Raw genomic sequence first — 13334 nt, 5'->3', positions numbered from 1 at the left:
CTACAGGTGTAAAGATGGTGACATCAAAGCCGAGTAGTACTAATTGCCCGTACGCTTTAATTTTTTTTTCTTAGATACTTTTCTAACAACTCCGATATGTTGATTTAATTGAGTAGTAAGTTGTAAGTAATACGTTGTGCGTAAAACTTATAACCTATTACTTTGAACTCTTTATGGTGGTTTTTCCGAGGGTGTTCACCTCTTCCCATTCCGAACAGAGAAGTTAAGCCCCTCATGGCCGATGGTACTGCACTATCATGCGGGAGAGTAGGTAGCTGCCATACTTATTAGAAAAGCCTTAGTGATTATTCACTAAGGCTTTTTTTATTTTATCTTTTCTCTATAGATTGTTTGTCGTCATCAAGCCCAAAGATCTTCCAGATCGTCTCTCTTTCCATTAATCGTTCCATATTACCCTAAAAAATCTGGCGATATTTTCACCCGAAGCATTAATATCTTCCGGATACTATCCGCAACTACATACTTTACGTTATGTTATTATCAAACAAATGGCTTTTAAAGTCTGTTGCTTCATTTGCAGCTAGTACATCCTTCGTTGGAATAACGACCAATTATAAGGCCTACAAGCCCTGGAAACATACAGAAGATTATTTCTTTCTGAATTCATCATACCAACGGGCTATGTTAATAGATGCCCCCATTCCAAAAGCTACCGGCTGGAAATAATCATTTACATCAAAAGTATCGTAAGTATTGTCTTTCAACGGCAATGAAAACTGTAGTTGCGCCTGAAACTTTACATACTTATATCCTACGCGGAAAGTCAGAGCTGGTTCATAAAAGAAAACTGGTTTATCGCTGATACGCATGAAGTTGGCCTTGCCTGTGGCATCGTTTTCAAATGCCTTGGGCCCCATTTGGGTATTGTAAAAATTCAACAGAGAAAAACGGCTGCTGAAAGCAGCTTCAATCACGGGATGCACAAAGCCTATACTGGGTTGAATAAATACTTTAGTGAACTGATTCTTTATCGTATAGTCGTCAGGGTTAGAGCCACTGGTACGCTTTACTGTCAATGTTTTGAAATGTCCGCCACCAAAGCCACCATATACATCAAACACCATCCTCTTCTTGGGATCCAGGGGCTTGAAGTAGCCGATAGCACCTTCAATCAGACCTCCGCGGGTATTGTTGTCTGAAAACAGATCGTTATTAATTGAATCATTGAATTTAAAGCGATATACATACTGACCATTAGCCATTATCGCAATGTTATTGGTAATAGCGAAGGCGGTCTGAAGATTGGTAGGTGAAATGCTGCCTTTGAATTCATGTTTCTCTTTCAATAAGGGAACATTAACGGTGTTGGGGACATAGATATGTTTGTTGCAGGATGTGATCACAGCAACACTACATAACAGTACGGCATAGATAATCGGTTTCATATAATTGTAGGTTGAATAAAGATATTACGGTATTTACGAAGCTACAGGCCGGGAGGTTTTCATTTAGCAGTAGATTCGCGCAGGATTAGTTCTACGGGGAATACGAAATTCTTCGTGATCTTGATTCCATCGCCATGGTTGATAAGTTGAACAATAGTTTCCACTGCCTTTTGTCCCATATTGTATCCTGATTGTTCAATGGTGGTTAGAGACGGAGATATAATTCGGGAGGAAAGATCGTTGGAATATCCTACCACTTTTATCTGTCCCGGTATATCGATATTCCTTTTTCTCGCCTCCTGGATAAAGGCAACAGCAGAACTGTCGTTTGCGGCAAACAACCCATCAGGGAGGTTCCCTTTATCGAATATTTCCCTGGCTGCCTGCGTGGCTGCGTCCATAGTCAGGTTATGGATGTATACCAATTGTTCATCAAATGGGATTTTATATTTTGCCAATGCTTCCTTGTAGCCCGCAAGGCGTTGCTGGTATAGGTTACAGGTAAGCAGGCCTGAGAAATGCGCAATACGCTTACAACCTTGTTTAATCAGATGCTCTGTCGCAAGAAAACCGCCGCGGAAGTCGTCACCGGTAATGGTATATCCTGAGAAATCACCTGGAACCCGATCATAAAAAACCAATGGGATATTGTTTTTTATAAAAGGACTGAAATGATCGATGTTGGTAGTGAACATGGAGGATACCGCCAGCAATCCATCCACCCTCAATGAATAGAATGTATGCACCAGTTCTTTTTCCATGGCCACAGTTTCATCAGACTGACCGATCACAATACTGAACCCGTATTTGTGTGCTTCGTGCTGAATACCACTGATGGCGGTACTTTGAAAGTACATGGAGGTGCGCGGTACTATCAGGCCGATGATATTGGAACGTTTTTTCCGAAGGCTGGAAGCAATCCAGTTGGGAACATAACCCAGTTCTGTAGCGGTTTGTTGTACTCTTTCCCGCGTCTCCTCATTGATGAGGGGATTGTTCTGTAGCGCTCTTGATACTGTGGATGCAGACAAGTCCAGCTTCTGGGCTATATCATATATAGTTATTTTATTATTTCGCTCTTTCACTTTTGAGGCTGTATTAGTAAATAATGCAGCTATATTAAGCATTTTATTTAAAAGTAGGGAGCCCCTTTCAGATAGCTTTCTGCTTTTAGGTATTCATTGCTAAAAGTTGAAAGCTGCCGAAAGGGGCTCTTTATTTTTCGTATATGCTTTTATGTTACTTAGGATCCAGTACGCTGGTGATACGTGCAACCAGGTCCTGGTAATGATAACGGGTCATGGTATCTCCTGTGGCTGCTGCGGTGCGGAGCTCATTTCTCAGGGCAGTAAGCTGTCCGCGGGCAATGCTGGTTACATCATATCTGCTTACGCCTGAACCGGATGAAGCTATCACGAAACCTCCGGGTGCACCACTCTGAGAGGGGGGCGCCAGCAATGATGTGAGATTATCCACATAAGCGCGTTGCAGGTTACGGCGGTATATATCAACCGGCTGGTGTGCATATACTTCTGAGAAAATACCTTTCTTGAGATCGTTCAGCATCTCCAGTGCTTCGTAGTTAACACCCGGAAAAGAAGTGCCATTCACAAGCCTGAGCAGTATGCCGGGACTCATCAGTCTGTTGAGAACAGGTACCTGGCGCGAGAGTATCAACGCCGGACCATAGCCACCAGTACGACCCAACAACTCATCGTTGATAAGCCATTTGGGAGTGGTGAAGAGCTGGGTATTGAGAAAGCGTACAGCTTCCTGCTGTGTGGCTTTAGAAACAGGTTCATATACAGCGCCGGCCTGTTCTACCGTTTTGGGTGTTTCATAAATACCGCCCACATTCTTGGCTACGTGTCCCATGTAGCGGCCGAACTGGTCGGTTACTTCACGATACAGTTCTCCTGCAATGTTGTAGTCTTCATTAGCAACCCTGGTCCAGGTAAGGATATTAGGAATAATGCGTTGCAGGTTTTTGATACCATATATACCAGCTTTCATGGCGTTATCACCGAGGTCTTCGTTTTGTGATCTCGGATCAGCATCGCTTGATTCTGTGCCGAACCAGTATTTTTTATCTTTCAGCTTATCTATCACGCGCTTGTTCAGCAGTGACTTTTCAGCGTCAGCATCTTTAAACTCAGGATAGAGGCGGTATCCCCAGTCGATGGCCCATTTATCGTAGTAATTGATACGCGGATAGAGGTCGGCTCCGGTAATGCCATCTTCGGGTTGCGCCACATAGTTGAAGCGTGCGTAATCCATGATGGAAGCAGCATGGCCGTTTTCTTTCACCCATTCTTTATCGCGCAGTTTTTCCACTGGATAAGCAGAGCTGGAACCGAAGTTGTGGCGCAGTCCAAGAGTATGGCCTACTTCATGAGAAGAAACGAAACGGATAAGATCACCCATTAGTTCATCGCTGAATTCCGGTTTACGTGCGCGGGGATCATTGGGGGAGCATTGTACGAAGTACCAGTTGCGGAGCAGGCGCATAACGTTGTGGTACCAGTTAATATGGCTTTCCAGTATTTCTCCGGAACGCGGATCATGTATATGCGGGCCGCTGGCGTTGGGAACATCGGATGGTTTGTACACGATGGCAGAGAAGCGGGCATCTTCAATCGACCAGGTGGAGTCTTCCGCTTTGGTAGGTGCCATTTTGGCCACGATAGCGTTTTTGAAGCCTGCCTGTTCAAAGGCAGCTTGCCAGTCGTTCACGCCGAGTATCAGGTATTTACGCCATTTAGCAGGCGTGGCGGGATCAATATAGAAGATGATTGGTTTCCTGGGTTCCACCAGTTCTCCGCGTTTATATTTCTCCATATCTTCCGGCTTGGGTTCCAGGCGCCAACGGGTGACCATCTGGAGTCTTTTCACACCTTGCGGATCAGCATCATAGTCAGTGATGCTGGTGGTGAAAAAGCCTACGCGCGGATCGAAGTAGCGGGGCTGCATGGGTACGGAAGGCAGCAGGACGATGGAGCTGTTGAGCTCCACAGTGGCGTTACCACCTGGTGCTGGCGGCATACCGGGCATCATGGGAGATCCGCTTTTGGAGTAGGTTTTAACGGTTTTGATCTCTGTGTTGAGCGGGAAGGATCTTACGTCAGAGATATAGGATTTATCGGGTTGCATGCCACCTAGTTTCAGGGCGGATTTTATGTTGTTGTCGAAGAAAAGAATGTCGTTATCTCCGTTGATATATTCAGTGAGGTCGATTACTGCACCTTTATTGTCTTTGGAAAAAGCTTTGATATCGAAGGCAGCAACGATGGGTTGGAGGTTAGAGTTCATCACAGCGTTGAACATGGGCTGTGACGAGTCTTTTGATCGTTCTGAATAGGAGATATTTTTAATGAAGATACGGTTGTTCGGGCCTTTCTCGAAGCGGATAACATTTTCGCCAATGATATCGCCGCTGTATCCAAGCATCATGGAACGCAGGTTGGCAGCTGATTTGGAGAGGCGGTTTACTACGAGAACATCTCTGCCGAGGAGGGAGTCGGCTACTTCGAAGAAGTACCGGTCATCCTGTTTGTAGATGTTAAAGAGGCCTGAGTCGGCTTTTGCCTTATCGTTGATAACCTCTGAGAACAGCTTTGGACCTGCTTTAGGACCTGGCTTGATCATGGCTGGCGCTGAAGAGTCTTTAGCCAGTGGAGCGGTAGCGGGTGGAGTACTGGAATGTTTCTTTCGTTGTGCATAGGCTGGCTGGTAGGCGGCTGCAGATAGCAGGATTGTGCCGGCGAGAGCGAATGACAGATTACGACTTAAAGGTTGATACATTGTTCTATATATGTGTTGGTTTAAGATTGCGCAATGAAGTAGGGGAGGTATTTTAAATGACTTGCAAATACGTATATAATGTATTAACTTATAGAGTAAAATCCATGAGCGTATGAATGCTGGTAAGAATGGAAAATAAGGAATAGCCGGAGAGGGTTGTTAATGGAAAATGTTGTAGACAAGATTATTTTATGTAATTATTTATTGTTATAGTATTTAATATGTTTATATGGAAGATGCGGTTATGGGGAAGATGTAATTCGCTATAGTACTGGGTTTATGGTAATGAGGTAAGAGAGAAGTGGTAAGGTGAACAGCTAAAACCAATTAGCTAAGTCTCAAACTCTTAACTGGCGCGGGAAGAAATAAGTTCTCAAATTTGTGAGATTTATGTTGGAACATTTGAAAATTTTCTTAAATTGTGCGTCCAACTTTGAAAAAAATTAATAGCTTTCAATAATTGGACAGTAACAGTTAATATAGGACTGAAATAATATTGGTTTATTGCTAATGTAAAGTGTTTGCTCAATAAAAAACGAGTGGTAAAAAGCCCTGTGGTGGGGCTTTTGTGTGTGAAGGTTAATTTTTGTGGGTTTTTTTGGGCTGCACTTGTTTTTTTGGGTCAACCTTATAACTTTGCGAATCACTTGTTCCAATTGAGTGTAGCGGAGTATTTCAGCGAAAGAATGTAAATCGTAACTTCTAACAAACAATAGTTTAATTTTTAACACTAAAATTTCAATCAACATGGCTGAGACTAAAACAACTGTGACTGCAGCTACAGCTAAGGCTTCTTCTCATCAACCTAAAAAGTCATCCAACGTATTTGCGACGTTGGCAGTGCCTATCTGTTTAGTGATAGGATTCCTGTTTTTCTTCTTTGTATTAGGTAATCCAGCCAACTTCCAGGGTAACAATCCAGAAGGTCATCCAGTAGCTACTGGTATTGGTAAATGGCTTGGAACTGTATACAAAGGTGGTTACGTTGTACCTATCCTGATCTCAGTATTACTGATCTGTCTGACTTTCGTAATTGAGCGTTTCCTGTATCTGGGAAAAGCTAAAGGTAAGTTTAGTGGTTCTGAGCTGGTGCGTAAAGTACAGTATCACCTGGCCAACAAGAATGTAGATGCAGCGCTGGCTGAGTGTGACAAACAGAAAGGTTCTGTAGGTAACGTACTGAAAGCAGGTCTGAAAAAGTACAAAGAAATGATCGGTAACACAGAGCTGGATACTGAGCAGAAAATACTGACCATTAAAAACGAAATCGAAGAAACTACTGCACTGGAACTGCCGATGATGGAAAAGAACCTGGTGTTTCTGTCTACTATCGCTTCTGTTGCTACCCTGCTGGGCCTGTTCGGTACAGTATTGGGTATGATCAAGGCGTTTACTGCGATGTCTTCCGGTGGTGCACCAGATTCTGCACAGCTCGCGTTAGGTATCTCTGAAGCGTTGATCAACACTGCATTGGGTATCGGTACTTCTGCTATCGCTATCATCATGTATAACTACTTTACTACTAACATCGATAGCATCACTTACGCTATTGACGAGTCTGGCTTTACTTTAACACAGAGCTTTGCTGCTAACCACAAATAATTTTGTGGAATTTCAGCGGTTTTGAATCTATTTAAAGTAAACCATAAAAAAGAGTAAAGATGCCAAAAGTTAAAATGCCCAGGAAAAGCACCCTCGTCGACATGACAGCGATGTGTGATGTGGCTTTTCTGCTCTTAACTTTCTTTATGCTGGCAACTAAGTTCAAACCGGATGAGCCGGTAACGGTAGTTACTCCATCTTCTATTAACACCACCCTGTTGCCTGATTCTGATGTGATGTTATTCACAGTAGATAAAGACGGACGTGTGTTTTTCAGCATGGATGGCCAGTCTAAGAGAAAGAAAATGATCGAAGATCTTAATTCGCAGTACAAACTGGGTCTGGATGATAAAGAAATGAAAAGCTTTGTCACTGGCGCCAGCGTTGGTACTCCTTTCAAAGACCTGAAAAATTACCTCTCCATGAGTGAGGCAGAGCGTAAAGCAGCAGGTCTGGACAAAGGTATCCCTACTGATTCTGCCAATGGTGAATTAGGAGCCTGGATCGAATATGGAATAGCTGCTCAGGAAGGAAATGTTACCAAACTGAAGTATTGCATTAAAGCAGACAATGCTACTCCATATCCCAAGATCAAGGAGATCCTGGATACCTTCAAAAAGAAGCATATCCAGAAGCTGAACCTGGTGACCAATCTGAAAGCAGCGCCTCAGGGAACAGCAGCTTATGATGAGGAACAAAAAGCCGCTCATAAGTAGTAGTAAATAACAGCAACTACTTCCTGACCTGGAAGGCTGTTAATTCAAGAACTAAAAAATTTCGCTACTATGGCAGAAATGGATACCAGCAGTAGTGGTGGCGGGAAGAAACACGGTGGTACGAAATCCAAGAAACAGTCGACCCGTGTGGATATGACGCCGATGGTGGACTTAGGTTTTCTGTTGATCACCTTCTTTATGCTTACCACTACCATGGCCAAGCCCAAAACAATGGACTTGATCATGCCAAAAGATACCGAAAATGAGAAGGACCAGAACAAGGTAAAAGAAAGTACCGCACTGACCATCTTACTCGGAAAAGATAACAGAGTATATTATTACGAAGGTTTAGCACAGGATCCTAACGCTTCTGCAAATCCTGACTTCTTCAAGGCAACAACCTTTGCCAATAAAGGAGGTATCAGAGACGAGATCATCAAGAAAAGGGATGAAGTGTCTAAACTGAGAAATGCAAAAGGTGAACCTGAAGACGTGGTAGTGATCATTAAAGCAGATAATGATGCTACTTATGCCAACTTTGTGGACATCCTGGATGAAATGGCTATCAATCGTATTCAGCGCTATGCTACGGTAGATATCAGCGACCAGGACAAACAATGGATTAAGCAGACAGAAACTGCTAATGGTGTTAAATAGTCTTTGTGGAATTAATTAAATTTTTGCATCCCAGTATAAAACATTAACAATGGATTCAGCTAAAGTCTTAAAGTCCGATTTTCTGGATATCCTGTTTGAAAACAGGAACAAGGATTATGGGGCTTATGATCTGAGGAAGAAATATGACAAGCGCGTGCGGAATGCCATCCTGGGTACCGTATCCTTGTTTCTCATATTCTTCCTAATGTATCTCATTACCAACTGGGTAAAAGCTTCTGGAGATAATAATCTTAAGAAGCCTGTTATCCAGGAGATCAAGATGGAGGACGTGAAGTTGCCGGATGATCCGAAAACTCCACCTCCACCACCTCCACCGCCGGCTCCACCGCCGCCAGTGAAACCTTCAGTGCAGTTTACTCCTCCGGTGATCAAGAAAGATAACGAAGTACCACCGGATGAAATTCCGCCAAAACATGAAGACATTAAAGACAAATCCATCAGCACCAAAACTGTAGAAGGTGACCCGAACGGTATCGACGCCGGATTGCTGGAAGACAGTAAAGGTACTGGTGTAGTAGAAGCTCCTCCTGCTCCTGCTAAAGAAGAGATCTTCACATTCGTAGAGCAGCCTCCTACCTTCCCTGGTGGTGAGGAAGCACTGGCCAAGTACCTTAGCAAAAACATCCGCTATCCCCGCGTTGCGCAGGAAAACGGTATCTCCGGTACAGTGTTCGTACAGTTTGTGGTTGACTCTGAAGGTAACATCAAAGATGTGAAAACAGTAGGCGCCGCAAAAGGTGGTGGTCTGGAAGAAGAAGCTGTTCGCGTGGTGAAAACCATGCCTAAATGGAAAGCTGGTAAACAAAACGGTCGCCAGGTTTCTGTACAGTTCAACCTCCCGATCCGCTTTACACTGCAAGAGTAGTACTACTTAATGCATAAAGTCAAGGCCCCGTCTCAGCGAAAGTTGCGACGGGGCTTTTGATTTATTGCGTAAATTTGTGCCCTTTCAATCACAAACCACCACAGGAATATGCTGGGAAAACTTACAGGATTTGACGACACGATTGTTGCTCCCGCCACTGCACCGGGGGTAGGTGCTATTGCTGTTATCAGGCTAAGCGGCAGCCGCGCCTATGATATCTGTAATGCTATCTTCCCTTCAAAAAATCTATTTCAGCAGGCCAGTCATACCCTGCATTTCGGTTCTATCGCCGCCAATGGTAAAGTGATTGATGAGGTGGTGATAAGCTTGTATAAAGGCCCGCGTTCTTATACAGGCGAAGACGTGATTGAGATCTCCTGCCACGGGTCTCCTTATATTCAGCAACAGGTCATAGATGCTACCATAGCTGCCGGCGCCCGTATGGCCAAACCCGGAGAGTTTACGCAACGTGCTTTTCTGAACGGAAAACTTGACCTTACCCAGGCCGAATCAGTAGCCGATCTTATTGCAAGCAATTCTGCCGCCTCCCATCAGACTGCCATGCAGCAGATGCGTGGGGGATTCTCCAAAGAACTACATGCCCTGAGAGAACAGCTAATTACCTTTTCTGCGCTTATTGAGCTCGAGCTGGATTTCAGCCAGGAAGATGTAGAGTTTGCAGACAGAACACGCCTTTATTCATTGGTTAGTAATGCTAATGATGTGCTGCAACATCTCATCGACTCCTTCCGCATGGGTAATGTTATGAAGAATGGTGTAAATACTGCGATAGTTGGCAAGCCTAACGCCGGAAAATCTACGCTGCTCAATACCTTGCTGAATGAAAACAGGGCTATTGTGAGCGATATTGCCGGTACTACGCGCGATACCATTGAAGAAGTACTGAACATAGAAGGCATCCTCTTCCGCCTCATTGATACCGCTGGTATCCGTGAGAGCCAGGATACCATTGAAAGTATCGGCGTGCAGAAAACAATGGAGAAGATTAGGGAAGCCGGTGTAGTAGTTTATCTCTTTGATGTCAATGAACTAACTGCAACGGATATACGTAATCAAATAACTACTTTCAAATCTGAGAATATCAATTATCTCCTGGTTGGTAACAAAACCGACATCGGTGGTGAAACCGCTATCAGAGAAAAATTCCATGATATCCCCGGTATCCTCTATATCTCCGCAAAGAACCATGAGCATATACAGGACCTCAAAAATGCATTGGTACAAAAAGTAATGGATGGAGACATCAATACTGAAGATACCATCATCACTAACTCACGCCACCATGCCGCCTTGCAGGAGGTACTAAAATCACTACAGGACGTAAAACAAGGTATGGACAACAACCTGCCCGGCGACCTCCTGGCACTAGACATCCGCCGTAGCCTGCATTATCTTGGTGAGATTACTGGCGAAGTAACGAATGAAGACAGATTGGATTATATTTTCAGTAAGTTTTGTATCGGGAAGTAGGGGCTTTCTTATACTTTTCTCTATTTTCATATTCTTTCCAAACTCAATGTAGTAAACGATTTTAGCCGAACAAATTTTTTATATTTTCCACTGATTTTTTTGGTTTTGGACCCCCAAAAGTGTACCTTTCGAATAGTATAGAAAGAGGTACAGGATTCTCTATTTTGGAGAAATGATGGCATTAATTGACAGTAATAGACAGTTTGTAAATAATAGACGGCCCGGATAAGCATACCTCTTATAACCCGTATTTCTGTTTTTTAATAATTCCACATGAGCAGTAATATCAGAATAAGAAAGATCTGCGAACATTGTAATGAAATATTCGTTGCCCAAAAGACGGTTACCAAGTTTTGCTCCCTGGAATGCGCAAGACGCAATTATAAACTCCGTCAAAAGAATAAAAAGGTAGAAGACTCCAATGTTGAAACAAAAGACAAAATGCTTCAATCAGCATTAGGCTCCCAGGTTATTTATGTTCCTATCCAATTACCACCACAGGAACCCAGTGAGCTGGTAGACATTAAAGCCTTATCCGCAATCACCCGGATAAGTCAGCGTACCTTATTCCGGCTTATAAAAAACGATAACGAATTTCCACGGCTCCGTATTGGCCGTAGTCTTTTCTTTCACCGGCAAACAGTTATGAATTATATCATCACCAAATTCGGGAACAAATGAGAGGGAAGTTGCGCAAGAAGAAATTGAAAGGCGGGAAGCTGAGCTTATACATCGATTATTATCCGCCCGTATGGAATCCGCATAACAAGCGCTTTACCAGACGGGAGTTCCTAAATCTGTATGTACATGCTAATCCTGCTACCCCGCTGGAGGTCAAGGAGAACAAACTATACAGTGAAATTGCTGAGAAAATTTACATCAAACGCATGAAGGCATTAATGCTGGAGGAGAATGGTTTATTTAATAAAGATTCATTAGATGCGGATTTCTTTCTTTATGCAAAGAGTTTCATCCGGGAAAAGCAGCGTGAGAACGTTGATACCACTCATTACGAAACAGCCGTTAAATACTTGCATAAATGGATGGGTGACCATTGTAAATTCAGGCATATAGATGAAATATTTCTCCAGAAGTTCAAGCAATTCCTGTTAAATACTCATTCCCTGAAATCTAAACATACAAAGCTATCGCAGAATACAGCCGCTTCTTACTATGATAAATTTACAATCATTGTGAAAGAAGCTTATCTGGACAGGTTTCTGCCGGAAGACTATACCATCCGCGTTAAACGGATAGGCAATATAGATACACACCGCCAGATACTGGATGATGCGGAATTAAAGTTATTAATTCAGAACCCAGTGGATGATGATACTGTTTTCAGGTCTTCTATTTTTGCTTTGCTCACTGGATTCCGCTTCAGCGCTATTAAAATATTAAAGTGGAGCGATCTGCATTACTCCACTCCGCTCGATTCATGGTACGCATACATTGTCGATCCTAAACCGGGCCGCTCTTTTAAGCATTACATCAGTAAACAGGCTTATGGTATTCTAGGAGAGAAACCGGAGGACGATGGCTTGGTATTCCCTGATCTTAATTATTCCCGGACACGCACAAAGTTGCAGGACTGGTTCAGCAGTGTTGGATTAAAAGACAAAGCCAAGTTCCATAACTGGCGGCACAAATACGCCACAGACCTTATTGAGAAAGGAGAAGATATATATGTAGTCAGCAAAATGCTGAACCACAAACATGTGAAAACAACCCAGATCTATGCGCAGATACCTGATGTAACAAGGGCCAAAGCCGCCAACAAGGCAATTTATGATCACTTAAACTGATGAATATGGCTTCAATAGAACAACGATTATTGTGTATGGAATCTGATATCCGGGAGATCAAATCGTTAATGATTGAATTGCTGGAAACTGTTTCGAAAAAGCCTCGGCCAGCCGGTGGCGGTGAAATCATGTCTGTAAAGGAATTGGCGGATTTTCTCCGGCTGGATGCGAACACAATTTATAACAAGTGTGCGAAGGGGGAGATGCCGCATTTCAGAATGGGGAAGCTGTTGAAGTTTAAGAAGTCGGAGATATTGGATTGGGTGAAGGGATTGGAGAATGGTTCGGATTGTTCGGTGGATGAATATGTTAATCGATATATGCAGCAAAGAGTATTTAAAAGTTAAAATCATTTTATAGGCAAATTGCCAACCAAACTTAATAGTTACATTTTATGGAAAGTAATCAGATTCTTATTTATCAGACAGTAGACGGCGAAACGACTATCGATGTAAAACTAGAAGACGAAACAGTTTGGCTAAGTCTGAACCATATTGCGGAGCTTTTTTCGCGTGATAAGTCTGTAATATCCAGGCATATATCTAATATATTCAAAGAGAAGGAGTTAGAGAGAGATTCAGTTGTTGCAAAAAATGCAACAACTGGAGCAGACGGGAAAATTTATCAAGTTGAGTACTTTAATTTAGATGTGATCATCTCAATTGGCTATCGTGTCAAATCTCAAAGAGGTACTCAGTTCCGTATGTGGGCCAATAAGACGTTAAAGGAGTATTTAACCAAAGGATATGTGGTCAATAAGAAACAACTGCAAGAGAAATCAAGTCAGTTGGAAGAATTGAAGCAAACGGTGAAGTTATTGGGAAATGTATGGAATTGCAACAATAAAATGGACACTCAGTTAAGCTGCAATATTTAATTTGATTAAGTTTCTTTCGAATTCCGCTGGGGACAAGTATCCCAGGGCAGAATGTAATCTTTTTCGGTTGTACCAGATTTCTATATATTCAAA

At 42.9% G+C, this 13334-nt stretch carries 13 protein-coding genes and 1 rRNA gene; 10 read left to right on the top strand and 4 right to left on the bottom strand.

Annotation, left to right across the window (positions count from 1 at the left end; translation table 11 throughout):
- The first annotated feature begins 172 nt into the window (after window positions 1-172).
- Window positions 173-284, top strand: a 5S ribosomal RNA gene (gene rrf, locus VM802_RS14815).
- A gap of 324 nt (window positions 285-608) precedes the next feature.
- Here the strand turns inward: rrf and VM802_RS14810 are convergent.
- From VM802_RS14810 to VM802_RS14800, 3 genes are all read right to left on the bottom strand, one after another.
- Window positions 609-1406, bottom strand: a complete 798-nt coding sequence (locus tag VM802_RS14810; RefSeq protein WP_325531786.1) for a hypothetical protein — start codon at window positions 1404-1406, stop codon at window positions 609-611.
- Between the two features lie 59 nt (window positions 1407-1465).
- Window positions 1466-2491 (bottom strand): LacI family DNA-binding transcriptional regulator, encoded by a 1026-nt coding sequence (locus VM802_RS14805; protein WP_325531784.1) that lies wholly within the window; start codon window positions 2489-2491, stop codon window positions 1466-1468.
- A 154-nt stretch (window positions 2492-2645) separates the two neighbouring features.
- The gene (locus VM802_RS14800; RefSeq protein WP_325531782.1) at window positions 2646-5207 is read right to left on the bottom strand and encodes a zinc-dependent metalloprotease; all 2562 of its coding nucleotides are present in this window, start codon (window positions 5205-5207) and stop codon (window positions 2646-2648) included.
- Window positions 5208-5954: 747 nt separating this feature from the next.
- Between VM802_RS14800 and VM802_RS14795 the strand changes: the two genes are divergently transcribed.
- The 9 genes from VM802_RS14795 to VM802_RS14755 all read left to right on the top strand — a co-directional run bounded on the left by VM802_RS14795 (window position 5955) and on the right by VM802_RS14755 (window position 13241).
- Window positions 5955-6809 carry a MotA/TolQ/ExbB proton channel family protein gene (locus tag VM802_RS14795; RefSeq protein ID WP_325531780.1) on the top strand — a complete coding sequence of 285 codons (855 nt, stop codon included), beginning with the start codon at window positions 5955-5957 and terminating at the stop codon, window positions 6807-6809.
- Window positions 6810-6868: 59 nt separating this feature from the next.
- Window positions 6869-7525, top strand: coding sequence for an ExbD/TolR family protein (locus tag VM802_RS14790; RefSeq protein ID WP_325531778.1), 657 nt, complete (start codon window positions 6869-6871; stop codon window positions 7523-7525).
- A 69-nt stretch (window positions 7526-7594) separates the two neighbouring features.
- The gene (locus tag VM802_RS14785; RefSeq protein WP_325531776.1) at window positions 7595-8182 is read left to right on the top strand and encodes an ExbD/TolR family protein; all 588 of its coding nucleotides are present in this window, start codon (window positions 7595-7597) and stop codon (window positions 8180-8182) included.
- 49 nt (window positions 8183-8231) lie between these two features.
- A complete protein-coding gene (locus VM802_RS14780; RefSeq protein WP_325531774.1) occupies window positions 8232-9068 on the top strand; it encodes an energy transducer TonB in 837 nt (278 codons plus the stop codon).
- Window positions 9069-9176: 108 nt separating this feature from the next.
- On the top strand, window positions 9177-10559 hold the full coding sequence (gene mnmE / locus VM802_RS14775) for a tRNA uridine-5-carboxymethylaminomethyl(34) synthesis GTPase MnmE (RefSeq protein ID WP_325531772.1): 1383 nt from the start codon (window positions 9177-9179) through the stop codon (window positions 10557-10559).
- Window positions 10560-10832: 273 nt separating this feature from the next.
- The gene (locus VM802_RS14770) at window positions 10833-11240 is read left to right on the top strand and encodes a helix-turn-helix domain-containing protein (protein ID WP_325531770.1); all 408 of its coding nucleotides are present in this window, start codon (window positions 10833-10835) and stop codon (window positions 11238-11240) included.
- Window positions 11237-12364: a tyrosine-type recombinase/integrase gene (locus VM802_RS14765; RefSeq protein WP_325531768.1), complete on the top strand. Its 1128-nt coding sequence runs from the start codon at window positions 11237-11239 to the stop codon at window positions 12362-12364. The genes VM802_RS14770 and VM802_RS14765 overlap by 4 nt, the downstream gene beginning before the upstream one ends.
- A 5-nt stretch (window positions 12365-12369) precedes the next feature.
- Window positions 12370-12711, top strand: a complete 342-nt coding sequence (locus tag VM802_RS14760) for a helix-turn-helix domain-containing protein (RefSeq protein WP_325531766.1) — start codon at window positions 12370-12372, stop codon at window positions 12709-12711.
- Between the two features lie 47 nt (window positions 12712-12758).
- Window positions 12759-13241: a virulence RhuM family protein gene (locus tag VM802_RS14755; protein ID WP_325531764.1), complete on the top strand. Its 483-nt coding sequence runs from the start codon at window positions 12759-12761 to the stop codon at window positions 13239-13241.
- On the opposite strand, the gene VM802_RS14750 is transcribed toward VM802_RS14755, so the two are convergent.
- Window positions 13224-13334: IS3 family transposase (locus tag VM802_RS14750; RefSeq protein ID WP_325531759.1), on the bottom strand; the 111-nt coding region annotated here is incomplete at its 5' end. The two genes, VM802_RS14755 and VM802_RS14750, sit on opposite strands and share 18 nt — an antisense overlap.

The sequence above is a fragment of the Chitinophaga sp. genome (assembly GCF_035538455.1).
Lineage (GTDB): Bacteria > Bacteroidota > Bacteroidia > Chitinophagales > Chitinophagaceae > Chitinophaga.
Note: the sequence above shows the minus strand (reverse complement) of the source record. Positions and strands in the feature narration are given on the sequence as shown.